The sequence below is a fragment of the Actinomadura formosensis NBRC 14204 genome, assembly GCF_001552155.1.
Taxonomy (GTDB): Bacteria; Actinomycetota; Actinomycetes; order Streptosporangiales; family Streptosporangiaceae; genus Spirillospora; species Spirillospora formosensis.
Window position 1 is genome coordinate 34931 of the sequence record NZ_BCQQ01000019.1, and the last position, 25788, is coordinate 60718.

The window sequence follows — 25788 nt, forward strand, 5'->3', positions numbered from 1 at the left end:
CCCCTCTGTGACCCCGGTCACCGCACCGGTCACCGCCCAGTGCCCGGACGTATCGACTGGCCGTGCCGGAACACGTTGCACGGATCCCAGTACCGTTTGACCTCCTGAAGTTTCGCGTAGCCGTCCTTGTAGTAGAGCGTCTCCCACGACTGGCCCGACGTGTTCCAGCACGGATCGTTCAGATCGACGTCGGGATACCCGATGTAGCAGCCGTCCGTGATCTCGCCGTCCGCGACGGGCACGCCGCCGGTCGCCTCGAACGTCGCCCGGTAGATGTCGCGTATCCAGGCGATGTGCGTGTCCTCGCGGGGGTCGTGCTTCGGCCAGTAGACCTGGTACTGGACTTTCAGGATGGAGTCGCGCTGCCGTGCCGCCGTCCGGTACGGCGGCCTGTTGACGGCGCCGCCGTACGAGTCGACCTGGATGAGCGCCTGCTTGTTCGCATACTCGGTGTACCTCTCCTTGCCGAGATAGGTCCACATCGCGGTGATCTGCCGCTCGGTGAAGGGTTTGCGCAGATAGGCCGACTTGTGCTTGCCGCAGCGGTTCTCGCCCCTGGAGTTCAGCACCTGCGTGGCCGTCAGCCACGGCATCACGCGTGGAACGTCCATGTGGACGAAGTGCTCCCCCATCACCGACCGGATCTTCGTGGCGGACGGCCCGATCCGCCCGTCGAGGGCGGCGATGAAGCCGGCCATCGCCCGGTGGCCGTCCGGGTCGTCCACGTCCACCTGCGCCAGAAGCCCGATCTGGCCGTTGCTGACATGGGTGAGCTTGAGCATCGCGAACAATTTCCCGGCCGCCGCCGACGGATCCTGGTGGTCGCGGAAGTACTCGCCGAACGCCGTCACCAGCGTGGCGAACTCGTCCTTGGTGAATTCCTTCCAGTCCCAGGCCAGGGCCGTCAGCAGAACCTGTTCGGGCGGCTGCGGAAGCCCCCGGAACCAGAACCGGGTGACGACCCCGAAGTTCCCCCCGCCGCCCCCGGTGTGCGCCCACCACAACTCACGCAGCCTCGGGTCCTCGTCATCACGCCTGGCCACCACCAGCCTGACGTTCTTGTCCTCGTCCACCACCGCCGCTTCCACCGCGTAGAGGTAATCGACGGTCAGCCCGTACTGCCGCGACAACAGCCCGAACCCGCCCGCCGGAACATGGCCGCCCAGCCCCACCGAGTAGCACGACCCGCCCGGCAGCGCCTTCCCGCTGACGGGATACAGGTGGCCGTAGACATGCCGGTTGGTCGCCCCGGCCTCGACGCAGTACGCCTTCATCGAGCCGTCGTAGGACACCCCGCACATCGGGCTCACGTCCAGGATCACCCGCACGTCCTCGCCGCACACGAAGTCCTCGTAGCAGTGCCCGCCGGCCCGCACCGTGATCCGCGTCCGCGCCGGGTCCTCCGGCACCTCGCGCACCGCCTCGCCGAGCGCCGCCCGGACCTCCTCGGGCGTCCGCACCAGCCGCACGTACTCCGGCTCGGCGATCCACCGCTGGTTGAACCCCCGGCTGAGCGCCGGATACCGCTTGTCCCCGGCCCGGACGACCGTGGCCGGCAGCGTCGAGATCTCACTCATGGCGGCATCGCCTCCGCGCACCTGGAAGAAGGACGCGAAGAACCCTTCCCAGCCCGCTCCGCATGTAGTCGATCGGTATCAGACGGTCAGCGACCGGAAGAGGCCGCCGAGCGGCGGGCTCGGCGGCCTTTCCCACCTGGGACGCCGTGACCCCGGTGGGGGTGCCGGGGTCACGGCGTGGGGACCGGTTCGGCTGACGTCGGGCCGGCCGGTCCCCGGGGTCAGGAGGCGGCGAAGTCGTACTTGGCGGTGATGGTGGCGGATGCGGGGCAGAACAAGCCGCTGGTCCTGTTGACGGTCTGGTTCGCGAAGGTGGCGGTGACCGGGAGGTCCGTGCCGGTGAAGCCACCGGTCAGGTTTCCGCCGTAGGTGCAGCCGATGGCGTCCATCGCGAAGCCGTTGATGGTGGCGACGCCGTTGTCGAGCTTGCCGCTCCAGGGCAGGGCCTTGGGCGTGACCGTGACCCCGCAGCCGTCGACGGTGGCGGAGGTGATGGACAGCGTGCCGTCGGAGGCGATGGTGCCCTTCAGTGTGGAGCTGGTGCAGGAGGCGGAGACTCCGGCGTCGATGGTCATGGTCCCGTTCAGGGTCGCCGTGAAGTTGCCGGCCGTCCAGGCCAGGGCGGGGGTGGCCGTCACGGCGAGGGCGAGGGCGGCCGCGGCGGAGGCCGAGGCGATCGTGGCCAGCTTCGTGGTGCGGGACAAGGGAGTCCTCATTTCGAACGGTGGGCGTCGCGCCTGCACCCGAAGGGATGGGGGTGGAGGTCCATGATCCATGGGCCGCTCCGCCATGCCGGCCGGGCGGCGCGGGCGCCGTGAATCGAGGACCGGGAGCGGGGAACCGTCGTGCTTCGTCGCCCACAGGTTCCAGCACTCCAAGTAGAACGCGTTCTACAGAGAAAATAAGCAAAGTCCGCCGGACAGTCAATGGCCGATCCGAAAGATCATGCATTCCCCCTTACCCGGGCATTCACAAAATGGCGTTTCGAGTGTCCGATAGAGGTCCGGGCCAGCCGAAGCGTTCGCGGAGGACCGGGAGAAGGTCGGATCCGACCCAGGCGCGGAAGTCCTTCTGGTGATCAGGACCGGATTGACAGAAGGAGAGGTGGGTGAACCCCGCACCGGACGGTCTGCGCCGCGGCCCCCTGCACCACCACGGCCGGGCGGTAGCGCATGGTCGGGCAGGTCGCCATATTCCATGCCGGCTCGCACACCCGTCCGGTGGTGCCGAATCGTCAAGACACGGTCAGCGCCCCCCGGCGCGGCTTCGGCACGTGAGAACACGCGAGATGACGCGACGACACGGCCGACCACGCCAGAGTTGGCCACAGTCTGTGACGTCTGCTATACGTAGAGCTACCGCACTCCGATTCTGGGGTGCGGAAGGCAACACCCGGTCTCCGCCTTGGGATCCGGGTGTGACAAGGAAGAGAAGGAAACACATGAAGTCCTACAGCTACACCGAGCTGGACCAGCTGGCCGGCGAGGTCCTGCCGGAGCGGGCCGTCCTGTCCACCCTTCTCGCCGGCGGCGGCGACGGCGGCGGCGCGATCGTCGTGCCGAACTGCGCGACCAACGTGGTCAACCAGAGCGGCAGCCTCGGCCAGCTGCTGCTCGCCGGGCCGAACACCACGACCGTCGCCTGCAGCGGCGCCACGGTGGCCGCCGGCGGCTGATCCAGGCGCGCACGACCGCGGGCTCATGCCCGCACCGGAAGGGCTGGCGCTCTGCCGCCAGCCCTTCCCCCTTCTTTCCGAACGACGCGAAAGCGAACAGATGGGCCAGACGAACTCTCACACGCTCACCTACGCGGACCTCGACCGGCTGTCGGGCGAGGTGCTGCCCGGGCGGCTGCTGCTGTCGGCCCCCGGTCACGGAGGCTCCATCGATGCGGTGTACGCGTGCCAGTACACCCACTCCGCCGGGACGACCGGGCTGCTCGGCACCGGCCTGCTCGCGGAGCCCGAGCAAACGACGGCCACGTGCTTCCCCGTCGTGGTCCGCCCCGGCTCATGAACGCCCCGGCGAACCAGGCCACCGGAGACGCCGGCGCTCCGGCGCCGCTCACCCTTCCCGCCCTCGCCGAGGGCGCCGAACTCGTCGGCGAGTTCAAGAACTCCGGCTACCGCGAACCACCCCAACTGGTGTACCTGCCCGGCCGCCGGATCGTCCGGCTGCCGCCGCTGCTGTTCCTCGTCGCCGAGGCGCTGCACGAACACCGCGACCTGGCGGAGACGCGGGACGTGCCCGCGGCGCTCGACACGGTGGCGGCGTCGGTCAGCCAGAAGGCGGGGGCACGGCTGAGCGCAGAGCAGCTCGTCTACCTGGTCGACCGCAAGCTCGCGCCACTCGGCGTCACCACCTACAGCGACGGCACGCCGCCGGCCCGGGTCAAGGCCGATCCGTTCCTCGGGCTGAAGTTCAAGGTCGCCGTGATCCCCGAGCCGGTCACCTGGTTCCTCGCCGGGTTGTTCGGCTGGCTGTTCCGGCCGATCGTCGTCGCCGCCGCGGTCACCGCCGTCATCGTGAGCGAGGTGTGGCTGCTGACCGCCCGGTCGATCGCCGACGCGCTCCAGCAGACCTTCCTCGTCCCGGTCAGCATCCTGATGATCATGGGGCTGGGGGTGCTGTCGTGCGCCTTCCACGAGATCGGTCACGCCGCCGCCTGCCGCTACGGCGGTGCCCGGCCGGGAGTGATGGGATGCGGCATCTATCTCGTGTGGCCCGCCTTCTACACCGATGTCACCGAGTCGTACCGGCTCGGCCGGGCGGGCCGGCTCCGCACCGACCTCGCGGGCGTCTACTTCAACGGCATCTTCATCGTCGGGCTCACGCTGCTGTACCTGGCGACGGGGTTCGAGCCGCTGCTCGTCGCCGTGCTGTACGTCAACGTCGAGATGGTCCAGCAACTGCTGCCGACGCTGCGGTTCGACGGGTACTACATCATGTCGGACCTGATCGGCGTGCCCGACCTGTTCAAGTACATCGGCCCCATCCTGCGCCGGACGCTGCTGCGGCGCCCCGCCGACGCACGGCTCCGGGACCTCAAGCGCCGGCCGCAGATCCTCGTCACGCTCTGGGTGCTGACCGTGGTCCCCCTGCTGGTGTTCCAGATCGGACTCATCGTGTCGCAGATCCCGAACCTGGTCGCGAAGGACTGGTGGATGGTGCGCCGGCTCGCCTTCACCGCCTCCCAGGGGGGCGGCCCGCTCGAACTGGTCACCTCCGGGCTCCAGATCGTCCTGCTCGTCCTGCCGCTGGCCGGTGTGGCGCTGATCCTTTTCGGTTTCGCACGCCGGCTGGTGCGGTGGGCCGTCCGCTACGTCCAGGGGCCCGGGCCCCAGGCGATGCCGGGCACCTGAACACGCCCGGACGAGCGCCGGACGCCCGCGGCGGGGCGTCCGGCGCTCGCGTTCACCGCACGGCCTGCCTGATGTCCCGCATCCCGGGCCATCCGTGCCATTCGAGGAGCAGGACGGTGGCGTCGTCGTCCAGGCGTCCCGCGTGGTGGGTGAGGATGTTGTGGACGAGGCGCCGCAGCGTCTCGGGCACCGACAGCCCGTCGGCCTCGCGCTTGATGACGAAGTCGACGAACCGGCGCAGCCCGAACTCGCGTTTGGCCGGGTCGCGGGCCTCCACGATGCCGTCGCTGTACAGCAGGAGGCGGTCATCCGGTTCGAGTTGCTCGCTGCACAGCCTGGGAACGATGCCGAGGCCCGTCCCCAGCGGTGTGCCCGGCTCGCACTCCAGTGTGGTCACCCAGTGCGACTTGCGGATGACCACGGGCGCGGGATGACCGTGCGAGATCCACGACAGCAGGCCCGACCGGAGGTCGAGCTCCGCCAGGATCGCCGTGACGAAACGCCCGCTCCCGTCCTGTTCGAGCAGCGCCTCCTCGATCGCCCGCCCCGCCTCGATCAGACCGGCCCCTTGCAGCCGGCTGTTGCGGAACGCCGCGACGGCCAGGTTGGCCGTCAGCCCGGCGGCGGTGTCATGCCCCATCGCGTCGAAGATCGCCAGATGTACCGTGTCGCCGGCCAGCGCGTAGTCGAAGGTGTCGCCGCCCAGCATGTAGGCCGGCTCCAGGGCGGCACTGATGACCACCTGGTCGTTGGCGAAGGTCTTCGGGGGCATCAGCCGCCACTGCATCTCCGCCGACACCGCCATGTCCCGGGTCCGCACCAGCCGGGAGAAGGAGTCGCTGTACGGCCCCTTGCTGACGATGATCAGCGCGACCGTCGCGGCGAGGTACTCGGCGTCCTCCCTGGCTCGGGCGTCGTCCCGGCCGATGGTCACCCTGATCACCCCGATCCGCTCGGCCCCGTTGAGGATCGGCAGCCAGTAATGGCAGGTCCCGTCGTCGAACACCTGCCCGGTCGTCGGCTCCATCATCTGGAACACCCGGCCCCCGATCGTTCCCTCGATCCTGAGCTCCGCGGCCTCCGCCCCCGGGGCCCGCCCGGCGTCCGGCCCCCTGCCGGTCAGCAGCCGCAGCACCGTCTGCTGCAGGTCGACGACGTAGATCGCCACGTCGTGGAGCCCCTCGTCGGCGGCGTAGCGGGCCACCGCGTCCGGCAACTGCTCCATGGACATCAGGTGACTGGCCGTCACCAGCTCTCTCAGCATCGGCTCGCCGCCCTACGCTCTCGGCTCTCCACGGCTCATCCCACGCCACTCGCCATCCTCCTGGGAGGGGTTTACCCTTCGTGTCTTTTCCCATGTGACACCCGGTCCAAGGCGGGCCGGGCATACGGCCGTCCGGCCGGTACGCCGCCCTGCCGGGGCGGCACCGGGGCGCACCGGCCGCCGCGGACCTCCCGGCCGTACCGGCGGCGGAGGGGCGGGTGAGGTGGGACACACCGGGGGCCGGCCGCACCCGCGCCGGACCGGCCGAAGGCACAGGTCACGGGCCGAGTTTATCGTTTTCTGACAAATCATGCCGGAAAAGCACGACCATGAATTAACTGAAGGAATGTGCTAAAACCCGTCTGAGGTTCGGCGACGCGGAAGGATCATCATGGGCGCGGCGGAGGCTCTCGCACAGGTGGCCGACACGGAACGCTATCCGCTGACCGATCCGGACGGCACCGGCTGGCGCGCCGTCGTTTCCCGGACACGGGACGAGCTGGAGCGATCCGGATGCTGCGTGCTGCCCGACTTCATTCGCCCCGCATTGCAGGACGCGCTGCGGGCGGAATGCGCGACGATCTCGCCGTCCGCCCATTATGACGTCGAAACGGTGAACGCCTACAACATCGATGTCGATACGCCATTGCCGGACGGCCACCCGGGGCGCATCAGATTCCAGCGGGGCAACGCGTTCGTCGCACGTGACCGCATCCCCGCCGGCTTCATCATCCACCGGCTTTATGCGAGCGGGCTCTTCCAGCGGTTCGTGGCGAGCTGCTTCGGGCTGCCGCGGGTGCGCGAGCTGGCCGATCCGCTGTCGGGGCTCTGCCTCAACGTCGTCAACCCGGGGATGGAGCATCCCTGGCATTTCGACACCAACGAGTTCACCGTGAGCCTGCTGACGCAGGAGTCCGCGGACGGAGGCGTCTTCGAGTACTGCCCGAACATCAGGACGGCGGAGCGGGAGAACTTCGGCGACGTCCGGGACGTGCTGACCGGGCGCGGCGAGCACCTCGTCCGCCGGCTCACGCTGCGCCCCGGCGACCTGCAGCTGTTCAAGGGACGGTACTCGCTGCACCGGGTGAGCACGGTCCGCGGGGACACGGCGCGGCACACCGCGATCTTCGCCTACAGCGAGCGCCCGGGGGTCATCGGCAGCGTCGCGCGCACGAGGCAGCTCTTCGGCCGTGTCCTGCCCGAGCACCTGGCGGCGGAGGGGCGCGCCGTCCGGGTCGACCGGTTGCTCGATTAGGAGGGCGCGTTGCGCGTCGACACGACGGGGAAGATCTCGCTCGACCACATCTATACGCGGCCCGATCCCCGCGCCTACTTCAGCACACTCCGCGATCTCCACTACAACATCCCGGAGCTGGCGAAACCGCACTTTCTCCGGCTCATCGCCGAATACCGGGAGGCGCGCGGGATTCCGGTCCCGACCGTTCTGGACATCGGCTGCTCGTACGGGATCAACGCGGCCCTGGTGAAACACGGCGCCACGATGGACGAGCTGTACGATCGCTACGGCGGCCGCGACGCCCACCGGCACACGCGCGCCACATTGCTGACCCGCGACCGGGAGCTGGTCCATTCCCGTGAACATGCCTTCGGTGACCATGCGGGCCGGGTCCGTTTCCTCGGGCTGGACGCCTCGGACAACGCCCTTTCCTACGCACTCGACGCGGGTTTCCTGGACGGCGCCGTCCACGCCGACCTGGAGAACGGCGAGCCGACCGGCGAGCAGCGCGCCCAGCTCGCGGGAACGGACCTGGCCATCTCCACGGGCTGCCTCGGCTACGTCACCGAACGCACCATCTCCCGGATCATCGACGCCCACGAGGGCCCTCTGCCCTGGATGGCGCATTTCATCCTGCGCATGTTCCCGTTCGACCCCATCGCCGACACCCTCACCGCCGCCGGCTACGAGACCGTCCGCCATGACGGGCTGTTCAGGCAGCGCCGATTCGCGACACCGGAGGAACAGGCGCTCGTCCTGGAGCGGCTCGCGGACGTCGGCGTCGACCCGTCCGGCCTGGAGACCGGCGGCTGGTTCTACGCGCAGCTCTACATTTCCCGCCCCGCCGGCCGGCGACCGTAGCGGAGCCCCGGCGGAGACAACGACACGAGGAACGAAGTGAACGCCAGCGAAGAACTCTCGTCCCGCACCTTCGGCAACGAGGCGGGCCTGCCGCGCGTGCCCCTGCCGACGCTCGACGAAACCTGCGAGCGGTTCATGGAATGGTGCGGGCCGCTGCTCACCGACGACGAGCGGGCGCGGACGGAGGCGGCGCTGGCCGAGTTCGCCCGCCCGGACGGCCCCGGCCGCGCCCTGCACGCGGCGCTCGAACGCTACGACGCGTCCGAGGGCGTGCACAGCTGGCTCGACACGTTCTGGCCGTACCGGTACCTCGGCCGCCGCGACCGCATCGCGCTGAACGCCAACTTCTTCTTCCTGTTCAAGGAGTCGCCCGAGGGGCAGGTGGAGCGCGCGGCCGGCCTGATCGCCGGGGCGCTCGACTACAAGCTGCGGCTGGACGAGGAGCGGATCCCGCCGGCCGTGCAACGCGGCCGTCCCCTGTCGATGGTGCAGAACCGGTTCCTGTTCTCCACGACGCGCATCCCCGGCGTGGAGCAGGACACCGTCCGCGCGCCTTACACCGGCGCGTGGCCCGGCCCGTCCGGCGCCCGGCACATCGTCGTGTTCTACCGCGGCAACGTGATCCGGATGGACGTGGTGGGCCCGGACGGGCACCCGCACACCCTGGAGGAACTGCGCGCGGGCCTCGGGACGATCTTGAAGGCGGAGGCCGCGGTGGAGCCGTCCCCGGGGCACCTCACCACCAAGGCCCGCGCCGGGTGGGCGGCGAGCCGCGACGCGCTTCTCGCCCTCGGCAACGGCAAGGCGCTCGACGACGTCGAGACCGCGCTGTTCTGCGTCTGCCTGGAGGACTTCACCCCCGCGAGCGCCCTTGACGCCTGCGACCATCTGCTCCACGGCGACAGCGGCAACCGCTGGTTCGACAAGGCCGTGTCCTTCATCGTGTTCGGCGACGGCACCGCGGGGATCAACGTCGAACACTGCGGCCTGGACGGCACCACGGTCCTCACCTTCGTGGACGCGCTGCTCGGCACGCCCGCCGAGGAGCTGTCCCGGCGGTCGGGCGCCGCGCCGCAGGGGCTTCCCGTCATCGAGCCGATCGAGTTCGTCCTGGACGACGACCTGCGGCGGGACGTCCGGGACGCCGCGGCCTCCTTCGCCGCCTACGCCGCCGCGACCGCCACGGCCACGGTGTCGTTCGACGACTTCGGCTCCGCCGAGGCGAAACGGCTGAAGACGTCCCCGGACGCGTTCGCCCAGATGGCCTACCAGCTCGCCCATCGGCGCGCGAAGGGCCTCACGGGCACCACCTACGAGTCGATCGCGACCCGCCAGTACCGGCACGGACGCACCGAGGCGATGCGCGTCGTCACCCCCGAGGTGCTCCGCTTCGTCGAGGTCATGGACGATCCCGCGGCCGACCGCGAGGCCCGCCGGGACGCGTTCCGCGCCGCCGCCGACGCCCATGTCCGCCGCGCGAAGCAGTGCCAGGCCGGGCAGGCGCCCGAGCAGCATCTCTGGGAGCTGCAGCTGATCCAGAAGCGGCGCGGCGCCGAACTCGGCGTCACCGAACCGCTCCCCCTCTTCGACACGCCGGGCTGGGTCACGATGCGGGACGACTATCTGAGCACCAGCTCGGCACCGTCGGTCAACATCCGGTACTTCGGGTTCGGCTCCACCAGCCGGCAGTGCATCGGGGTCGCCTACGTCCTCCTCCCGGACCGCTTCAACGTCTACCTGAGCACCCCGGAGCCCGTCGCCGGCGCGATGCACATGTTCGCGGACAGGCTCCGCGAGGCCGTCCGCGAGCTGCGCGACCTCCTCTCCTGATCAGCGGCCCGGCCGGGCGGGCCGGTGGATCCGCCCGATCGGGCGGCGGCGTACTTCCCTTCGGCACCCGGACGACCAAGACCGCTACTTGTGTATTCGTCCATATTTTTCCGACGAATCCGGCGTTACGGTGATCTCAGGTCGAGCCAACCGTGGAGGCCCGGCATGACGGCCTTGTTCGGCGAAGCGAACGCCAAGGGGGATCTGGTCTCCGGCGACAAGCATGTCCACCTCGCGCCCGCGCCGGAGGCGGAGGCACCTCCCCGGCAGCTTCCCCTGGACGTTCCCGGGTTCACCGGACGGCGGGACGTCCTCGACCGGCTCGACGCCCTCGTCGCGGACGCCGGCCCGGCCCCGGTCATCATCGCGCTGACCGGGATGCCCGGCATCGGGAAGACCGCGCTGGCGGTGCACTGGGCGCATCTGATGGCGGACCACTTCCCCGACGGGCAGCTCTTCATCGATCTGCGCGGCTACACGAAACGGGGCCCGATCTCCCCGCGCGAAGCCCTCGGCCAGGCGCTGCGGACGCTGCGGGTCCCCTCCAGCCGGCTGCCGGTCGAGGAGGACGAGCTCGCCGCGCTCTACCGGTCCCGGCTCGCCGGCAAACGGGCCCTGATCGTCCTGGACGACGCCGCGTCCGCACAGCAGGTGTATCCGCTGCTACCCGGCACCTCGTCCTGCGTGGTCGTCGTCACGGCCCGCCGCAGGCTCACCGCGCTGGTCGCGCGGTGCGGCGCCAAGGCGACGGCACTCGACCTGCTGTCCCCGGCGGAGGCGCGCGACCTGGTCGGCGAGGTCGCCGGGCGGGAGCGGACGCAGCGCGAGCCCGACGCCACCGCCGAACTCGTGCAGATGTGCGCGCGGCTCCCGCTGGCGCTGCGCGTGGCCGCCGCGAACCTCGCCACCCGTCCGCACCAGTCGGTCGCCGCCACCGTGGAGGCGCTCGCCGAGGGCGACCGGCTGTCGAAGCTGGCGGCGGGCGAGGACCCGGGCGAGGCGGTCGGCGCCGCGTTCGACCTGTCCTACCGGGGCCTCGCACCGGACCGCCGCCGCGCGTTCCGGCTCCTCGGGCTCTTCGAAGGGCAGAACGTCGCGCCGGCGGCCGTGGGGGCCCTCCTCGGGACGACGCCGGAGGCCGCCCGGCGCCTCCTCGACGAACTGGAGACGGCCGGGCTCGTCCAGGCGATCGGGGGCGACCGCTACCACCTGCACGAACTGCTCCGCGAGTACGCGCAGGGCCGTGCGCTCCGGGAGGACTCCTCCGTCGTCCGTACCGCCGCCATCCAGCGGCTCGCGATGTGGTACCTCACCACCGCCCAGCAGGCGGGACGGTTCCTCGACCGGTACCGCCGGACGATCCGCCAGGAGCTCACCGCCCCGCCGGTGAACCCCGACCCCGCCGAACGGGCCCGGCACCTCGAATGGTTCGCCGCCGAACAGCAGAATCTCACCGAGCTCACCCGGCAGGTCGCCCGCCTGCACTGGGACCAGCTCGCCTGGGAACTGGCCGACGCCGTCTACGACTTCTTCGAGCTGCGCCGCTACTGCCACGAGAACCTGGAGGTCCACCGGGTCGGCCTGGAGGCGGCGCAGCGGGGCGCCAACCCCGTCGCCCGCTTCTTCATGCACCACCACATCTCCGTCATCTACCGCGAGCTGGGCCAGACGCAGGAGGCCCTGCTCGAAGCGGCGTCGGCCCTTCGGCTGAGCCTGCAGGTCGAGGACCGCTACGGGGAGGCGGCCGTCCTGGACAACATGGCCCGGACGCACCTCCAGCTCAGCGACTACCGGATGGCGCTGGAACTGGGCAAGCAGGCCCTCGCGATCCGGCGCGAGATCAGCGACCGGCACGCCGAGGCGACCACGCTCGACACCCTCGCCCGCGGCTACCAGGGCCTCAGCGAGTACGCCAGGGCGTACGAGTGCGCCGCGGACGCCCTGGAGATCCGCAAGGAGATCGAGGACCTGCGCGGCGAAGCCGAAACCCTCGACAACATGGCCCGCATCTACTACGGCTGGGGCCGGATCAGCGAATCCCAGGACGCCACCGAGCAGGCGTTGAGGATCCGCAGGGAGATCGGAGACCGGCACGGCGAGGGCGAGACGCTCGCGTTCCTCGGCTACCTCTACATGCGGATCGGCCGCCACCTCCAGGCCCGCGCGTACGCCGAGGAGGCGCTCAGCATCCGCCGCAAGATCACCGACCGGCAGGGCGAGGGCCACGCCCTGGTGTACCTCTCCACGATCAGGCGGCGGCTCGGCTGGCACGAGAAGGCCGTGGAGGCCGGGCTCGAAGCGCTCGACATACTCCAGGAGCTCCGCGACCGGCACGGGGAGGCGGAGGCCCTGGACAGCCTGAGCCGCTGCTACCGCCGGATGGGCGTGTACGAACGGGCCAGGCAGGACGCGAACCGCTCGCTCGTCATCCGCCGCTCCATCGGGGACCGGCACGGGGAGGCGAACGTCCTGAACGCCCTCGGCCTCATCGAGCTCAACGCCGGGCGGCTCGGCCGGGCCCGGCACGCGGCGAAGCGATCACTGCGGCTGTGCCACCTGATCGACGACAGGCGCGGCATCGCCGGCTCCCTCGACCTGCTCAGCAAGGTGTACCTGCAGATGGGCCTGGCGGAGAAAGCACTGCGCACGGCGGAGAGGGGCCTGAGCCTGGAGGACGATGTCGGCCACAGCTACGGCAAGGTCGTCACCCTGCGCAACCTGGGCGAGATCCTCCTCCGCCTGAACCGTCCCACCGACGCCATGGTCCAGGTGCGCTTGGCACGCCGCCTTGCGGCGCAGATCGGCGTCCAGCACGAAGAGATCAAGGCCCTCCGCCTGCTCGCCCTGATCTGCGACACCGCCGCCGACCCCGCCGCGGCCGGGGCCGCCCGCACCGAAGCGGACGCGATCGACCACGAGCTGAAGCAGCTCCTGGGCGACCCCTGAGCCGATCTCCTTCACGAAGATCAGGGCACCGCGGCCACCCCCGGTCCGCGGCCGCCACCAAAAATCCGCCCTCGACTCCGTGTTGATTTCCCATTCATGAGTTTCGGGCGCTCTTCTGTGGTGCAATTTGCAATCTGGGGCCTAAGTGAGGCCCGGTTCTTCACCCAGGGACGTACCTTGCTCCCGAATGACCGTTTTCTCGCTTGTGGTGAGATTCTCAGATTGCATTACGGCCACCGCCGGCCCGTATTCCTGGGCGCCCCACGCCGCCACTACAGCCTGCACTATACGTACAAGCACGACGACCGAACGTACCTGATCTCCCAGGTGCGCAGGGAACCGGGGCGGATCCCTTTCGGCTGGCAATTCGCCATTATGCAAACACTGGCCGATACGCGGGCGAGATCCGTGGTGCGGCCCCCGGTCCCGACCCGGCACGGCCATTCCTGGGTGACGGTTTTCCGGGACCACTGGTTCGTCCGCTCCTATGCCGAGCACGACCCGGCCCCCGACTGGCTGGCGGTCTCACTGGTCGAGGACGCCGCACGGAAACTCGCACTGGTGCACCGGAACACGGCCGCCATCGAACGAGCGGCGCTGGACGCCTCGGAATCCGACCTGAACGTCTACGACTGGCCGATGACCCGCGTTCTCAGGCGGGCCGATCCGCTCATCGCCGACATGGTGTCGAGGGGACGCAGCCTGGAGCACATCAAGGTCGTCAGCGCGGGGCTGGCCAGGCTGAGCAAGGAGCGAGTCGGGTTGTACCTCGGCCCCAAGGGGATCACCCACCATGATCTGCGGACCGAGAACCTTCTGGTCGAGGACGGCCGGGTCGTCGAGATCGTCGACTGGGACCGGGCGCACTGGGACGTCCAGTGGTACGACGTCACGCTCGCCGGGCTGCACCTGGCCTATCTGGAGCCGGCGAATCTGCGCTGGGACCTGGCCGATGCCTTTATCGCGGCCTATCAGGAGGAAACGGAGCACGAACTCAAGCCGGACGCGCTGGCGTGGTTGTTCCGGTTCACGGCGGTGCGCAATCTCGCGGTCTCGCGGTCGCCCGCGAAGTGGGCGCGGCTGGCGCGCGGCGTCGAGAACCGCTGGGGCGGGATGCCGTCAGCGATTGTGGGTGATCTTGTTGCCGAGGACCAGGTCGCCGCGGACCTGAACGTCCCCGCTGAAGACGGTGGTCCCCTGGGGGCCGTCGGGGTCGGGTGAGCGGGGCGCCGGGGCCGCGGGCCGGTTCGCCGTGCCGGCCAGGTACATCCAGGCTTCGGTGGTGGTCTCCTTGACGGTGAGCGTCACGCGTTCGAAGGCTCGCGGGTCGATGGGGCCGTGCAGGTGGGCGACGTAGGCGTCGTAGACGAACGACGAGACGATGAAGCCCAGGTCGGCGCCGGTCTCGGCGAGGGCGGTCTTGAGGACGGGGGCCTCCATGAGGCGGGCCGTCTGGATGATGACCTGGCCGTTCAGGCCCTCGGCGTCCGGTGTGACGGGGCCGACGTGCAGGGCGGCCCGCAACTGGACGCGGACGGCGGCGCTCGCGCGGTGGTTGTGCCGGCGGAGCGCGACGGCGAGGTGCCCGGCGAGGGGGTCGATGAGGGACGCGGTGGGGACGGCGGGCGAGACGATCACCAGCGCGCCGTCGCCGCGGTCCTCGCGGTAGGTGTCGGCGGGCGGGACGTCCGAGGCCGCCAATGCCGACAGCAGGATGCCGTAGGTGACGTCCCGGACGACCTGACGGTCCTCGTCGTCGCGGGACGGGTCGCCGAACCCCGCGACGTCGCAGAACAGGACGGAGCAGTTCAGTCCCGACCAGGGCGCGAGGGCGCCGGCGGGCGCGCGGTCGAGTGGTGCCTCCACGGTACGAGTGAACGCCCCGGGCGGCCGGTCGTCCAGGTCACCGGACACAGAACCGCCCATGTCACCGGGCACGGAGGGGCGGGTATGCCGGGGCGTTATGACCTGTTGGCATTTCCCAGGGTCCGATGGGCGGTGCGACTTTTATGGCGTTCCTTGGGTCTTTTGCGCAGAAGTTCCCGGCCGGCATCCCCCCGGCACCGGACGGGAGTTGCGCGAGAGGTGTCCCACGGCGCCGGGAGACAAGGCGGAAGTGAATGAGAACGCGTACCCGACCCGCCCGGGCACGCCGGTGGCTCGCGGTCGGTGCCGCGGGGGTGGCCGCGGCCGCCCTCACGGCCTCGGCCGGAGTCGCCTCGGCACAGAATCTGCCAATCAGCCAGCAGGTCCAGGAGCAGGACTCGTGGTGCTGGGTCGCCAGCGGGCTGACGATCGCCAAGTTCCACGGAAGGGGCAACGTCAGCCAGAACGACTTCTGCAACCTCGGGTTCGGCTACCCGCGCGGAAGCTACTGCCCGAACCAGGCCGGCTATCTGGAGTACGACCAGCGCGCGTACCAGGCGCTCGGGCTCTCCCCCGGCCAGGTCACCGGCCCGCTGTCGTTCCAGTCGGTCACGGGCGAGATCAACGCGCAGCGGCCGATCCTGACCGGCATCTACTGGTCGGCCGGCGGCGGCCACGCCCAGGTCATCTACGGCTACCAGTCGGGCAGCCAGACGATCGCGTACGGCGACCCGTGGCCGTACAGCCCCCGGTACTCGGAGATGTCGTACAGCGACTACGTCAACAACTACGAGTTCCAGTGGGGCCAGGCCCTGTCCGGGATCGGGGGTTGATATGCGATACACCGCGAAACTCGCGACCGGCGCCGTGATCGGCGGGACGGTCCTCCTGAGCGGCACCGCGGCGATGGCCGCCGGCCCGTCGCCGGACGCGGCCGCCGCCGCGAAGGTCGCCGCGTCCCCGGCGGCGCAGCAGCGCCTCGGCGAATTCTTCGTCCACCTCGACCAGCACCAGCGCGGTCAGCTGACGAAGCAGGACGTCCCGGCGTCCGCGGCCGCCGCGAAGGCGCCCCGGCTCGAAGGGGCCGCGCAGTCCGTCAACTCGCTGAACCCCGCGTTCGTGAAGGGCACGGGCGGCGCGCCGGTCGCGACGTTCGCCTACATGGCGATCGGCGCGCGGTCGGCGAGCGGGCAGCACGCCACGATGTGGCTGACCAGGTCCGGCAAGAGCTGGAAGGTCATGAACGTGATCTCCGGGTCGGACGAGTCCGCCTACCCGGCGCAGGCGCAGGGCGGCACGGTGTTCACCGAGCCGCAGATCCGCGCCTGGTACCGGCTGAAGGACGGCCGGGTCACCGCCCTCAACAACACGGCGAAGACGTCCGTGGGCAACGGCGTGTCGCTGGCCGAGTACCAGCGGCTCGTCCACACCCGGTACGCCGACAAGCTGCCCGGCACGGCCTACCAGCGGTCCGGGTTGTACGGCGGCTTCTCGCCCACGACCGGCGTGCGCAAACCGGCGCCGGACAGGGGCCCGGCGCCCACTCTGGTCGCGCTCGGCGCGGGCGGCGTGGTGATGGCCGCGGGCGTCACCCTCGTGCGGCGCCGCCGCCAGGGCGACCACTAGCGACCCTCGCGCGGGTTCCGGGAACTACCCCCCGCCCCGGAACCCGCGCGTCGGTCACCCGCGGACCGGGACGGGCAGCGCCGGATGCGCCTCGGGGTGCGCGTCCCACCATTCGCGGTAGACGGGCTGCGCCCGGACGAGATCGAGGTAGACGTCGTTGAAGACGCCGCGCAGCCGGCCCGCCGCCTCCTCCGCCTCGGGCCGCCACCCCAGCACGACGCGCTGCCCGAGCGGGTCTCCGGTGATGCGCCGGAACGTCACCCCGTCGCGGGGTGCCGCGGTCGGGTGGTAGACGGCGACGGCGTGTCCCGACCGGATGAGCGAGGAGGAGACCTGCCAGTCCGACGACCAGTACCGCACCCGCGGCTGGAATCCGGCCGCCGCGCACACGGCCCGGAAGTACGCGGGCCACGGGCCGTCGTCGAGCGGGTCGTCCAGCCAGTCCTCGTCGGCGAGCTCGCCCAATCCGACGGTGGTGCGGGCCGCGAGCGGGCTGGACGACGACATCCCGACGAGCACCGGCTCGCGCTCCACCAGCACGAGCCGCCGCAGCCCGTCACGCGGACACGGGTCGTAGTCGACCGGTTCCTGGAACAGGCCGATGTCGAGCGCGCCGGACGCCAGCAGGACGGGGATGCACCCGCCGCCCGGATCGACGCGCAGGTGCAGCCGCGCCTCGGGCGACAGCGAGCCGAGATGGTCGCCGAGCCGGGTGAGCGCGGGGCACGCCTGCACCCCGACCCGCAGCAGCGGCATGGCCGAGGGATGGCGGCGCTGCGCGAGCGCGGCGTTCAGGTCGTCGATGCCGGAGAGGGCGGCGCGGGCGCGGGTCGCGACCTCCGCCCCGACCGGCGTCGGTCTCACGCCCTCGGGGGAGCGTACGAACAGTTGCACGCCGAGATGCCCCTCGACACGGCGGAGCATCGTGCTGACCGCGGGCTGGGTGAGGCCGAGCCGGGCGGCGGCCTTGCTGATGCTGCCGGTCGCGGCGATCGCCTCGATCATCCGGAGATGGTGGGGGCCGAGATCCACGTTTACTCCTGACTTGTCTCTGCCCCGTCCGGTATGTCAGCCGCATAGTAACCCCGGATCGGCCCGCCGTGGAGGGAAATGCGGGCGGGGCCGGTTCGCCCCCAGGTCAGCGGGGATCGCCGGTCCGCCGCAGTTCCCGGGGGCTCACCCCGAACCGCTGCCGGAACGCGTGACTGAGCGCGCTCGCCGAGGAGAACCCGGTCGTGTGGGCGAGGTCGGTGATGGTGACGTGCCGGTAGAGCGGGTCGCGCAGCCGGTCCCGGACGAGCCGGAGCCGCTCCTCGCGGATCAGCTCGCGGGGTGTCGTGCCGGCCCGTTGCAGCGCGAGCTGGATCTGCCGCAGCGACCAGCCGAGGTCCTGCGCCATCGCGGTGCCGGTGAGGCCGGGGTCGGTGGCGTGCGCGCGGACGTAGCGGCGCACGACCGCCTCCACCTCGGCGAGCGGGCCGGACACGTCCGGGCACCGCGTGCCCGCGACGGCGAGGCACAGCAGTTCGGTGATCCGGTCGCAGGCGGCGTCGAACTCCGGCCCGGTGAGGGTGTCGCGTTCCTCGCCGACGGCCCGCACCATGCCAGCGACGACACGGCCGAGGCCGGCGGTCAGATCGACGCCCGTCACCGGCAGGGACGGGAGGTTCAGCCGCCCGTCCACCTCGCGGGCGGGGATCGTCATGACGAGCGCGCGGGCGGGGCCCCGCTGGACGATCCGCAGCGGCGCGGCCGGCGGGACGAGGCCGCCCGTCCGCGGGCACAGCCGCGCCTCCCGGCCGTCCTGCAGCATGAGCAGCTCGCCGTGCAGCGGCAGCAGGAACCGGTAGCCGCCGCGGGTGTCGCGGCGGGCCTGCCCGGCGGTGCGCACGCAGTCGGCACGGTCCGCCCGGTACTGGACGATCCGGTAGGCGGGGACGGCGGGGACGGCCCCGTTCGAATCGGTCTCACTCGGCCGGACAGGACCGCCGAGGAGATCGTCCACCGCAGGCCCTTCCGCCGTTCCATCCGTGCCCGGCGGGGCCGGCACGTTGATCGTTCGTCGCCCGAGGTTAGTACGATCACCGTCGCCAAATCAGCCGAATCAAGCGCAAAGTAACGCGATTCAGACTGTGGGTGATCTTGCCATGCGCCCGCCGGCAAGTTCCTTGCGCGCGAGCACAAGCGCGCCTCCGCGAACCGTCCTACGGTGCCGAACCTGGGGCGTGTTCTGCGCCACCCGAAACCCCGGTCTCTGAGGCGGTCCCGGCGCTGCGCAACGGGCCGGTCCACCTCGCCCGAGCCCTCTGCGCACCGAGGATCTGATGGAGCAATTCCTCTTGGCGGCGGCGTTCGTCCTCGTGGCGGGCGCCGGCATCGCCGCCGCCGTCCTGCTGGTCCGCCAGCGGCGGGTGGCGGCCGAGCTCCGCCGGCAGAACGCCGTGCTCGCCCGCGGGCTGGATCTGCGCGAGAAGGAGCTGCGGCACCTCGCCGACGTCCGGCTGCCCGAGCTCATGGAGTCCCTGACCAACCCCGCCGTGCGCGTCGCCGGCCCGCTGCACGACCTGGACCGCGAGGCGCCCGCCTTCGAGCAGGCGCTGCAGACCGTGATGGACCTGTTCGCCGGGTCCGCCGCGCGTGTCCGCGAACGCGCCGACCGGTCGGCGAAGTCGACGCTGCGCGCGATGATGCGCGCCGTGCAGAGCCTCGCCAACGAGCAGCAGCTCGCCATCTCGCACATGCAGGAACGCCACGACGACCCGGACGTTCTGGAGGGCCTGCTCCGCATCGACCACATGAACGCCCAGATCGGACGGCGCGCCCAGGCCACCGCCGTGCTGTGCGGGTCGTGGCCGGGGCAGCAGCGCTCGGCATCCTCGCTGACCGACGTGGTGCGCGGCGCGACCTCCCGCATCCGCGACTACCTGCGCGTCAACCTGGAGGGGTCGCCCAACAGCGCGGTGACGAGCCGCGCCGTGGAGCCGGTCGTGCTGACCCTCGCCGAGCTGCTCGACAACGCCGCGCGGCACTCCCGCCCGGACACCACCGTCGAGGTCAACTTCCGCTCCGTCCACAACGGCGTCGCGATCACGATCGACGACGCGGGCGTCGCGATGGACGCCGACGAACTGCAGCATGCGTCCGAACTGCTGTCCGGCGAGGTGTCGGTGGACATCCACCGGCTCGGCGACCCGCCCCGCGTCGGGTTCGCGGTCGCGGGCGTGCTCGCCGCCCGGTACGGGTTCCGGGTGTCGGTCGACAGCCACTCCCCCTACGGCGGCGTGCGGGCCGTGGTGTTCCTGCCGAGCGCGCTGCTGACCACCGTCCCGGACGAGCGCGGCCCCGCCCGGGCGGTCCCGGCCCGCGCCGCGGAGAACACCGCGCCCGCGGACGGCACGTCCACGGCGAGCGGGCTGCCCAAGCGCAACCGCGTCGCGGTCGCCGAACCTCCCGCGGCGCCGGACGGCGAGGAGGAGCCCGGCGCACCGGATACCGGGGAGCGGCCCCCGGCCCGGCCCGCGCGGGAGACCGCCGCCGGCCTCGGCGCCTGGCAGCGCGGGACGCGGTCCGGCCGCGCCCGCACGCCGCCCGACGCCGGCGGACCGGGCGCCGAGAGCAAGGATCTGCGGCCATGAACGAGGGAGGGAACAGCGCGATGGACGACGGGACGAACCGGCTCGGCTGGATGCTGGACGACGCGCTGCGGATGCCGGAGACCCGCTATGCGATCCTGCTGTCGGCCGACGGGCTGCTCATGGCGCACTCCGAGCGGATCAGCCGGGACGAGGCGGAACGGCAGGCCGCCGGCATGGCGGGCCTGCAGTCGCTCGCCCGCAGCACCGCCGAGTTCTGCGGCGATGCGGGCAGCACATGGCGGCAGACGGTGAACGAGTTCGACGACGGCTATGTGTTCCTCGTCGCCGCCGGGCCCGGCGCCTACCTCGCGGTGTCGGCGACGCAGCGCGTCGACATGGAGACCGTGTCGTTCCGGCTGCAGGAACTCGTGCAGCGGCTGGGCAAGGAGATGACCAGCCCGCCGCGTCCGGGCGCGGGCAGCCCCGCATGACCCGGCGCGGGAACGGGCGCGCGCTGGTGCGCCCGCACGTCGTCACCGGCGGCCGGGCGCACCCGACCCGTAACGTGTTCGACCTCGTCACCCTCGTGATCGCCACCGGCGACCCGCCGCTTCACCCCGGGGGGACGACCCCCCGCACCCCGCTTCGGACCACCGGCCTGTCCCCCGAGAAGCTCCGCATCGTCGAACTGTGCCGCGGCGGCGCGCTGTCGGTCGTCGAGATCGCCGGGCATCTGAACCTGCCCGTCGGGGTCACCAAGGTGCTGCTCTCCGACCTCGTCGACAGCGGGCACCTCGCCACCCGGGGCGCCGCGCCCACCGTCCGGCAGCCGGAGGTCCGGCTTCTCCAGGAGGTGCTCGATGGACTCCGCGCTCGCCTCTGACACGTCCTACGTCCGCGCCAGCGTCCGTACCGCCGTCAAGATCCTCATCGTGGGGCACTTCGCCGTCGGCAAGACCACCTACGTCGGGACGCTGTCGGAGATCCGTCCGCTGCGCACCGAGGAGCTGATGACGCAGGCCGGCGCGACCGTGGACGACCTCGCCGGTATCCGCGACAAGACGACCACCACGGTCGCGCTGGACTTCGGCCGTCTCACCCTCAGCGACGACCTCGTCCTCTACCTGTTCGGCGCGCCCGGCCAGCAGCGCTTCACCCGGCTGTGGGACGACCTGGCGCGCGGCGCCCTCGGCGCGCTGGTCCTGGTGGACACCGCCCGGCTCAAGGAGTCGTTCGCCGTCATGGACATCGTGGAGAAGCGGGGACTGCCGTACGCGGTCGCCGTCAACCACTTCGACGGCTCGCCCGTCTTCCCCGACGCCGAGGTCCGCGAGGCCCTCGACCTCGCGCCCACGACGCCGCTCGTCACCTGTGACGCCCGGGACCGCAGATCGTCCACCGAGGCGCTGATCTCGCTCGTCGACCACCTCCTGACCCTGGGCGGGGAGACCGCATGACCACCGAGCACACCGCGCCGGAGCGCATCCCCCTGTACGGCCCGGACTTCGCCCGGGACCCGCGCGCCGCCTACGCCCGCATGCGCGCCCACGGCGACCTCGCGCCCGTCGAACTCGCCCCCGGCGTCCCCGCGACGCTGGTCATCGGGTACGAGGCGGCGCTGGAGATCCTGCGCGACCCGGAGACGTTCCCGCGCTGCAGCGAGGTGTGGGAGGAGGAGGTCGGCCCGGGCTGCCCCGTGCTGCCGATGATGATGGCCCGGCCGAACGCGCTGTTCACCAACGGCTCCGTCCACGCGCGGCTCCGGTCGGTGATCGTCGACAGCCTGGACCGCGTCGACCCGGCGTGGTTGCGCGACCACGTCGAGACCAGCGCGGACACCCTCATCGACCGGTTCGCGGCCGACGGCAAGGCCGACCTCATCGGCCAGTACGCGCGCACGCTGCCGCTGCTGGTGTTCAACGAGATGTTCGGCTGCCCCCGCGACATCGGCGACAAGCTCGTCCGCGGCATGAGCGCGATCTTCGACGCCGTGTCCGCCGAGGAGGGCAACGCGCTGCTCACCGAGGCCACCGGCGAACTGGTCGCCTGCAAGCGGCGGAAGCCGGGCGCGGACGTGACGTCATGGATGATGCGGCATCCCGCGGGGCTCGACGACCACGAGATGGCCCACCAGCTCACGCTGCTCGTCGGCGCCGGCACCGAGCCGGAGCAGAACCTCATCGCCAACGGCATCCTGCTCCTGCTGTCGGACGACCGGTTCGGCGGCGACCTGTCCGGTGGCAGCATGCCGGTCGAGGACGCGCTGGACGAGATCCTGTGGACCGACCCGCCGATGGCCAACTACGGGACGACGTTCCCCCGCCGGGACCTGGACTTCCGCGGGCACCGGCTGCCCGCCCACCAGCCGGTCCTGATCAGCTACGCCGCCGCGAACACCGACCCGTCCCGCGCGGCGGCCGACCGGAAGGGCAACCGCGCGCACCTGTCCTTCGCCGGCGGGCCGCACACCTGCCCGGCCAAGAGCCACTCCCGGCTGATCGCGTCCGCCGCCATCGAGGTGCTCCTCGACCGGCTGCCCGACCTGGACCTGGCCGTCCCGGGGGACGCGCTGGAGTGGCGGCCCGGCCCGTTCCACCGCGCGCTGGCCGCGCTGCCCGTCACGTTCCCGCCGGCCGGAGCGCGGTGAACCCCGGCCGCTACTGGCGGGGACGCCGGTCCACGACGCGGCTGAGCGCCTCCACGACCGCCGGGTCGTACTCGGCCGCCGAGTCGAGCCGCAGCCGCTCCAGGACGGCCGCGCCCCGGTCGCGGTCGGCGGAGTCGCCGACCAGGTCGTCGTAGGCGTTGGCGGCCTTGATGACGCGGCTCGCGAGCGGCGGCGGGATCGGCCGCTCCCCCGAGTCGCCCGCGGGCTCGCGGCCCGTCCGGTACGGGTGCGAGGAGAGCCGCACGATGTAGGCCACCCGGTCCAGCACCCCGGTCTCCTTGATCACCTCGGCGCCCAGCTCGGTGATGCGGCGCTGCTCGGCCGGGGACGCCAGCACGGTCGCCCCGCCCGGGATCGGGTCGCCGAGCGACAGCTGCCCGATGTCGTGCATGAGCGCCGCGTACTCCAGTTCGAGCAGTTCCTCCTCGGCCATGCCGAGTTCGCGGCCCATCGCCACCGCCAGCCGCGCCACCCGTCCCGAATGCCCCGCCTCCACGTAGCCTCCGACCTCGGTGACCCGCGACAGCGACCGGACGGTCTCCAGGTAGGTGGCCCGGATGCCGGCGTACCGGCGGAACGCGAACTGCGTCACCAGGATCGGCACCGTGAAGATCAGCAGCGCGGCCTCGCCCATCGCGGTCGTCGCGACCGCGATCAGCATGGCGGTCGCGCCGGTCGCCGCGCACAGCGCCATCGTCGCGTCGGCCTCGTCCCGCAGCGTGATGCCGAACCGGGCCCGGACGGCCTCCGCCCGGATCGTCGCGGCGATCAGCATGTCGGTGAAGCAGGCCGCGATCACCACGACGCCCATCACGGCCAGCAGCAGGTACCAGGCGAGGCCGAGGACGAGCATCGGCCGGAAGCACAGCGCGGTGAGCGCGACGGTGAACAGCCGGCGCGCCATCGCGTCCGGCCGCGGGACCCGGCCGAGCGCGAGGTGCGGCAGCGACCCGACCAGCATGCCGACCGCGGTGACCGCGACGACCTGCAGCGCCGAGTGCTCGGCCGCGACGACGCCGAGCGGCGCGCCCGGCGGGGCGCCCTCGGGGCCGACGCCGACCAGCAGCGCGTAGCCCATCGCGCCCGCGGCGGCGACCGGCGCGACCTCCCGGTTGCCGGGCATCACCATGCGGAACAGCTCGCCCAGCGCGATCAGCACACCGAAGATGATCGCGACGTTGGGCTGCCGGAGGCCGACCGCCGCGACCTGCGTGACCGCGACGACGACGAACAGCCCGGCGGTCGCGATCAGCAGCAGCTGGCCGGAGTCGATCAGCCGCCACGCGGCCCGTTCCCGGGCGGGGACCCGGCCGGTCACCGGTGCCGCACCCCGTCACCGCCGGCGACGCGCAGCGGGGCGCTCGGGTCGTCGTGATCCTGCTGGGTGGTCTCGACGACGTCGTCGTCCGGCAGGACGACCGGGTTCGGCGGCTCCCACCCCTCGCGGTCGAGCGCGCGCAGGAACGCCTCGACCATCTGCGGGTCGAAGTGGTCGCCCATCCCGCGGCGCAGTTCCCGCACGGCCTCCTCGATGCTGCGGGCCGCGCGGTAGGAGCGGGTCGAGGTCATCGAGTCGAACGCGTCCGCGACGGAGATGACCCGGGCGAACTCGGGGATCTCGTCCCCGGCGAGGCCCATCGGGTAGCCGCGGCCGTTCACCTTCTCGTGGTGGTGCATGATGCCGGCGAGCGCCTCGTCCAGGAACCCGATATTGCGGACGATCTCCAGCCCGCGCATCGGGTGCAGCTGGATCGCGGCGAACTCCTCCTCGGTCAGGGTGCCGGTCTTCTGCAGCACCTTGGTGGGGACGCCGAGCTTGCCGACGTCGTGCAGCATTCCGGCGTAGCGGATCGCCTCGATCCGGTCGGCGCGCATCCCGATCTCCTGCGCGATCATCACCGAGCCGCGGGAGACCCGCTCGGAGTGGCCGCGGGTGTAGAAGTCCTTGGTCTCGACGGCCTGGCACAGCGCGGCGAGGGTCGCGGCATGCGCCTGCTGCTGCGCATACGCCTGGTCCATGGCCCAGCGGGCGATGAACAGCGGGAGCAGGACGAGGACGGCGGCGAACGGCCCGACCCGCGGCCACAGCCCGGCGATGAGCAGCCCGACCATGCCGTAGCCGAGGCAGCCGACGGCGAGCTGGCCGCTCTCGCGCAGCAGCTCGCGCGGCGCGGCCTGCCGGCTGAGCAGCAGCACCCCGGCGGTGAGCAGCAGGTTGACCACGACGAAGGTGACCAGCGCGCCGAGGAACGGCCCGATGACATTGCCCACCCAGCGGGCCTGCTCGGGATGGAAGCGGGCGCCGCCGAGCAGGTCGAAGACCGTCCCGGCGGTGAACCCGCTGAGCGCGAACTGCGCACCGTTGAAGATCCGCTTGATCGGGGCGAAGAACCGCTGGCCGGTGACGACGGCGACCAGGCCGAGCAGCGCGGCGCCGACCGGGCCGAGCAGCACGACCGAGGCCAGGCTCGCGGCGAAGCTGAGCGACACCCGGGCGCGCGCGACGTTCAGCCGTGCCGGCGCCGAGTCGCAGACCAGGAAGAGCAGTGCCAGTACGGCCAGCTTGTTCCAGTCCAGCTCCGCGAAGGACGACGCCGCGATGAGGCCGGCCGCCAGGGCGACCACACCGCAGACGTACGCCCAGGCAGCGAGAGGTAGTCCACGCATTGCCGCCCCTCGGGGAGTGACGAGATGGCGGGCCGCCGCCGGGGTTTCGTGCCTGCCGGCACCTAGACCCAGGACACGCCCTTGGTCAGCGTCAGCGACGACGCCGAGGCGCTCGGGCACCGGCCGTGACCCACCGGCGACACACGCTTGAGCATGGCTCCTTGCCTCCCCCCGCCGAACCGGACCGTCCCGGCCTCGCGGCCGACCTACCAGGGCCGGGCGCGGGCCCGGCTTCCCGGGCGAGCACATACCCCGAATTGCACCGGCGCGCACGTGCTCCCGTCGCTGATTTCGGCACAAGCCTAACGCG

Annotated in this window: 23 protein-coding genes; 15 read left to right on the forward strand and 8 right to left on the reverse strand. The window is 71.5% G+C overall.

Annotation, left to right across the window (positions count from 1 at the left end; genetic code table 11):
- Nucleotides 1-29 precede the first annotated feature (29 nt).
- Nucleotides 30-1577, reverse strand: a complete 1548-nt coding sequence (locus AF1_RS07370) for an FAD-dependent oxidoreductase (protein WP_067794255.1) — start codon at nucleotides 1575-1577, stop codon at nucleotides 30-32.
- 221 nt (nucleotides 1578-1798) lie between these two features.
- On the reverse strand, nucleotides 1799-2281 hold the full coding sequence (locus AF1_RS07375) for a hypothetical protein (protein WP_067794256.1): 483 nt from the start codon (nucleotides 2279-2281) through the stop codon (nucleotides 1799-1801).
- A gap of 737 nt (nucleotides 2282-3018) precedes the next feature.
- On the opposite strand from AF1_RS07375, the gene AF1_RS07380 reads away from it, so the two are divergent.
- The 3 genes from AF1_RS07380 (at nucleotide 3019) to AF1_RS07390 (ending at nucleotide 4938) form a co-directional block, all read left to right on the forward strand.
- Nucleotides 3019-3252: a hypothetical protein gene (locus AF1_RS07380; protein ID WP_067794257.1), complete on the forward strand. Its 234-nt coding sequence runs from the start codon at nucleotides 3019-3021 to the stop codon at nucleotides 3250-3252.
- Nucleotides 3253-3352: 100 nt separating this feature from the next.
- On the forward strand, nucleotides 3353-3592 hold the full coding sequence (locus tag AF1_RS07385; protein WP_067794258.1) for a hypothetical protein: 240 nt from the start codon (nucleotides 3353-3355) through the stop codon (nucleotides 3590-3592).
- Nucleotides 3589-4938: a hypothetical protein gene (locus AF1_RS07390; protein WP_067794259.1), complete on the forward strand. Its 1350-nt coding sequence runs from the start codon at nucleotides 3589-3591 to the stop codon at nucleotides 4936-4938. Before AF1_RS07385 ends, AF1_RS07390 begins: the two co-directional genes overlap by 4 nt.
- A 52-nt stretch (nucleotides 4939-4990) precedes the next feature.
- Here AF1_RS07390 and AF1_RS07395 read toward each other — a convergent pair whose 3' ends face one another.
- Nucleotides 4991-6202 (reverse strand): PP2C family protein-serine/threonine phosphatase, encoded by a 1212-nt coding sequence (locus AF1_RS07395; protein WP_067794260.1) that lies wholly within the window; start codon nucleotides 6200-6202, stop codon nucleotides 4991-4993.
- A gap of 391 nt (nucleotides 6203-6593) precedes the next feature.
- Here AF1_RS07395 and AF1_RS07400 point away from each other — a divergent pair, with 391 nt between their 5' ends.
- The 5 genes from AF1_RS07400 to AF1_RS07420 all read left to right on the forward strand — a co-directional run bounded on the left by AF1_RS07400 (nucleotide 6594) and on the right by AF1_RS07420 (nucleotide 14297).
- A complete protein-coding gene (locus AF1_RS07400) occupies nucleotides 6594-7457 on the forward strand; it encodes a HalD/BesD family halogenase (protein WP_067794261.1) in 864 nt (287 codons plus the stop codon).
- A 9-nt stretch (nucleotides 7458-7466) separates the two neighbouring features.
- Nucleotides 7467-8300 (forward strand): methyltransferase type 12, encoded by an 834-nt coding sequence (locus AF1_RS07405; RefSeq protein WP_067794262.1) that lies wholly within the window; start codon nucleotides 7467-7469, stop codon nucleotides 8298-8300.
- Nucleotides 8301-8336: 36 nt separating this feature from the next.
- Complete coding sequence (locus tag AF1_RS07410; protein WP_067794263.1) at nucleotides 8337-10130, forward strand: choline/carnitine O-acyltransferase; 1794 nt, start codon at nucleotides 8337-8339, stop codon at nucleotides 10128-10130.
- A gap of 165 nt (nucleotides 10131-10295) precedes the next feature.
- A complete protein-coding gene (locus tag AF1_RS07415) occupies nucleotides 10296-13076 on the forward strand; it encodes an ATP-binding protein (protein WP_067794264.1) in 2781 nt (926 codons plus the stop codon).
- A gap of 96 nt (nucleotides 13077-13172) precedes the next feature.
- Nucleotides 13173-14297 carry a phosphotransferase gene (locus AF1_RS07420; protein WP_084262535.1) on the forward strand — a complete coding sequence of 375 codons (1125 nt, stop codon included), beginning with the start codon at nucleotides 13173-13175 and terminating at the stop codon, nucleotides 14295-14297.
- Here AF1_RS07420 and AF1_RS07425 read toward each other — a convergent pair.
- Nucleotides 14196-14942 (reverse strand): nucleotidyl cyclase domain-containing protein, encoded by a 747-nt coding sequence (locus tag AF1_RS07425; protein WP_131732522.1) that lies wholly within the window; start codon nucleotides 14940-14942, stop codon nucleotides 14196-14198. The genes AF1_RS07420 and AF1_RS07425 overlap by 102 nt on opposite strands.
- Nucleotides 14943-15196: 254 nt before the next feature.
- Between AF1_RS07425 and AF1_RS07430 the strand changes: the two genes are divergently transcribed.
- Both AF1_RS07430 and AF1_RS07435 read left to right on the forward strand, forming a co-directional pair.
- The gene (locus tag AF1_RS07430; protein WP_067794267.1) at nucleotides 15197-15775 is read left to right on the forward strand and encodes a papain-like cysteine protease family protein; all 579 of its coding nucleotides are present in this window, start codon (nucleotides 15197-15199) and stop codon (nucleotides 15773-15775) included.
- A 1-nt stretch (nucleotide 15776) separates the two neighbouring features.
- Nucleotides 15777-16568, forward strand: coding sequence for a hypothetical protein (locus tag AF1_RS07435; protein ID WP_067794268.1), 792 nt, complete (start codon nucleotides 15777-15779; stop codon nucleotides 16566-16568).
- A gap of 54 nt (nucleotides 16569-16622) precedes the next feature.
- Here AF1_RS07435 and AF1_RS07440 read toward each other — a convergent pair whose 3' ends face one another.
- Entirely contained in the window at nucleotides 16623-17600 is a 978-nt protein-coding gene (locus tag AF1_RS07440; RefSeq protein WP_067794269.1) for a LysR family transcriptional regulator, read from the reverse strand.
- A gap of 106 nt (nucleotides 17601-17706) precedes the next feature.
- A complete protein-coding gene (locus AF1_RS07445) occupies nucleotides 17707-18573 on the reverse strand; it encodes a helix-turn-helix domain-containing protein (protein WP_207393997.1) in 867 nt (288 codons plus the stop codon).
- Between the two features lie 319 nt (nucleotides 18574-18892).
- On the opposite strand from AF1_RS07445, the gene AF1_RS07450 reads away from it, so the two are divergent.
- Genes AF1_RS07450 through AF1_RS07470 form a run of 5 tightly spaced genes read left to right on the forward strand, consistent with a single transcriptional unit; the run spans nucleotide 18893 to nucleotide 22790 of the window.
- Entirely contained in the window at nucleotides 18893-20203 is a 1311-nt protein-coding gene (locus AF1_RS07450; RefSeq protein WP_067794270.1) for an ATP-binding protein, read from the forward strand.
- Complete coding sequence (locus AF1_RS07455; RefSeq protein ID WP_242608733.1) at nucleotides 20200-20634, forward strand: roadblock/LC7 domain-containing protein; 435 nt, start codon at nucleotides 20200-20202, stop codon at nucleotides 20632-20634. The genes AF1_RS07450 and AF1_RS07455 overlap by 4 nt, the downstream gene beginning before the upstream one ends.
- Nucleotides 20631-21026 (forward strand): DUF742 domain-containing protein, encoded by a 396-nt coding sequence (locus tag AF1_RS07460; protein WP_067794271.1) that lies wholly within the window; start codon nucleotides 20631-20633, stop codon nucleotides 21024-21026. Before AF1_RS07455 ends, AF1_RS07460 begins: the two co-directional genes overlap by 4 nt.
- Complete coding sequence (locus AF1_RS07465) at nucleotides 21004-21600, forward strand: GTP-binding protein (RefSeq protein WP_067794272.1); 597 nt, start codon at nucleotides 21004-21006, stop codon at nucleotides 21598-21600. Before AF1_RS07460 ends, AF1_RS07465 begins: the two co-directional genes overlap by 23 nt.
- A complete protein-coding gene (locus AF1_RS07470; RefSeq protein WP_084262538.1) occupies nucleotides 21597-22790 on the forward strand; it encodes a cytochrome P450 family protein in 1194 nt (397 codons plus the stop codon). Before AF1_RS07465 ends, AF1_RS07470 begins: the two co-directional genes overlap by 4 nt.
- 10 nt (nucleotides 22791-22800) lie before the next feature.
- Here AF1_RS07470 and AF1_RS33065 read toward each other — a convergent pair whose 3' ends face one another.
- Together AF1_RS33065 and AF1_RS07475 are read right to left on the reverse strand one after the other, a co-directional pair.
- Nucleotides 22801-24129 carry an HD-GYP domain-containing protein gene (locus tag AF1_RS33065; RefSeq protein ID WP_084262539.1) on the reverse strand — a complete coding sequence of 443 codons (1329 nt, stop codon included), beginning with the start codon at nucleotides 24127-24129 and terminating at the stop codon, nucleotides 22801-22803.
- A complete protein-coding gene (locus tag AF1_RS07475; RefSeq protein WP_067794273.1) occupies nucleotides 24126-25478 on the reverse strand; it encodes an HD-GYP domain-containing protein in 1353 nt (450 codons plus the stop codon). Before AF1_RS07475 ends, AF1_RS33065 begins: the two co-directional genes overlap by 4 nt.
- Nucleotides 25479-25788 lie beyond the last annotated feature (310 nt).

What these genes read in the sequence shown, in the direction of transcription:
- AF1_RS07435 (WP_067794268.1), top strand. Translation starts at nt 15,777, where the DNA reads ATGCGATACACCGCGAAACTCGCGACCGGCGCCGTGATCGGCGGGACG.
- AF1_RS07455 (WP_242608733.1), top strand. Translation starts at nt 20,200, where the DNA reads ATGAACGAGGGAGGGAACAGCGCGATGGACGACGGGACGAACCGGCTC.
- AF1_RS07380 (WP_067794257.1), top strand. Translation starts at nt 3,019, where the DNA reads ATGAAGTCCTACAGCTACACCGAGCTGGACCAGCTGGCCGGCGAGGTC.
- AF1_RS07420 (WP_084262535.1), top strand. Translation starts at nt 13,173, where the DNA reads ATGAGTTTCGGGCGCTCTTCTGTGGTGCAATTTGCAATCTGGGGCCTA.
- AF1_RS07470 (WP_084262538.1), top strand. Translation starts at nt 21,597, where the DNA reads ATGACCACCGAGCACACCGCGCCGGAGCGCATCCCCCTGTACGGCCCG.
- AF1_RS07385 (WP_067794258.1), top strand. Translation starts at nt 3,353, where the DNA reads ATGGGCCAGACGAACTCTCACACGCTCACCTACGCGGACCTCGACCGG.
- AF1_RS07465 (WP_067794272.1), top strand. Translation starts at nt 21,004, where the DNA reads ATGGACTCCGCGCTCGCCTCTGACACGTCCTACGTCCGCGCCAGCGTC.
- AF1_RS07460 (WP_067794271.1), top strand. Translation starts at nt 20,631, where the DNA reads ATGACCCGGCGCGGGAACGGGCGCGCGCTGGTGCGCCCGCACGTCGTC.
- AF1_RS07475 (WP_067794273.1), bottom strand. Translation starts at nt 25,478, where the DNA reads ATGCGTGGACTACCTCTCGCTGCCTGGGCGTACGTCTGCGGTGTGGTC.
- AF1_RS07370 (WP_067794255.1), bottom strand. Translation starts at nt 1,577, where the DNA reads ATGAGTGAGATCTCGACGCTGCCGGCCACGGTCGTCCGGGCCGGGGAC.
- AF1_RS07450 (WP_067794270.1), top strand. Translation starts at nt 18,893, where the DNA reads ATGGAGCAATTCCTCTTGGCGGCGGCGTTCGTCCTCGTGGCGGGCGCC.
- AF1_RS07395 (WP_067794260.1), bottom strand. Translation starts at nt 6,202, where the DNA reads ATGCTGAGAGAGCTGGTGACGGCCAGTCACCTGATGTCCATGGAGCAG.
- AF1_RS07430 (WP_067794267.1), top strand. Translation starts at nt 15,197, where the DNA reads ATGAGAACGCGTACCCGACCCGCCCGGGCACGCCGGTGGCTCGCGGTC.
- AF1_RS07390 (WP_067794259.1), top strand. Translation starts at nt 3,589, where the DNA reads ATGAACGCCCCGGCGAACCAGGCCACCGGAGACGCCGGCGCTCCGGCG.
- AF1_RS07400 (WP_067794261.1), top strand. Translation starts at nt 6,594, where the DNA reads ATGGGCGCGGCGGAGGCTCTCGCACAGGTGGCCGACACGGAACGCTAT.
- AF1_RS07415 (WP_067794264.1), top strand. Translation starts at nt 10,296, where the DNA reads ATGACGGCCTTGTTCGGCGAAGCGAACGCCAAGGGGGATCTGGTCTCC.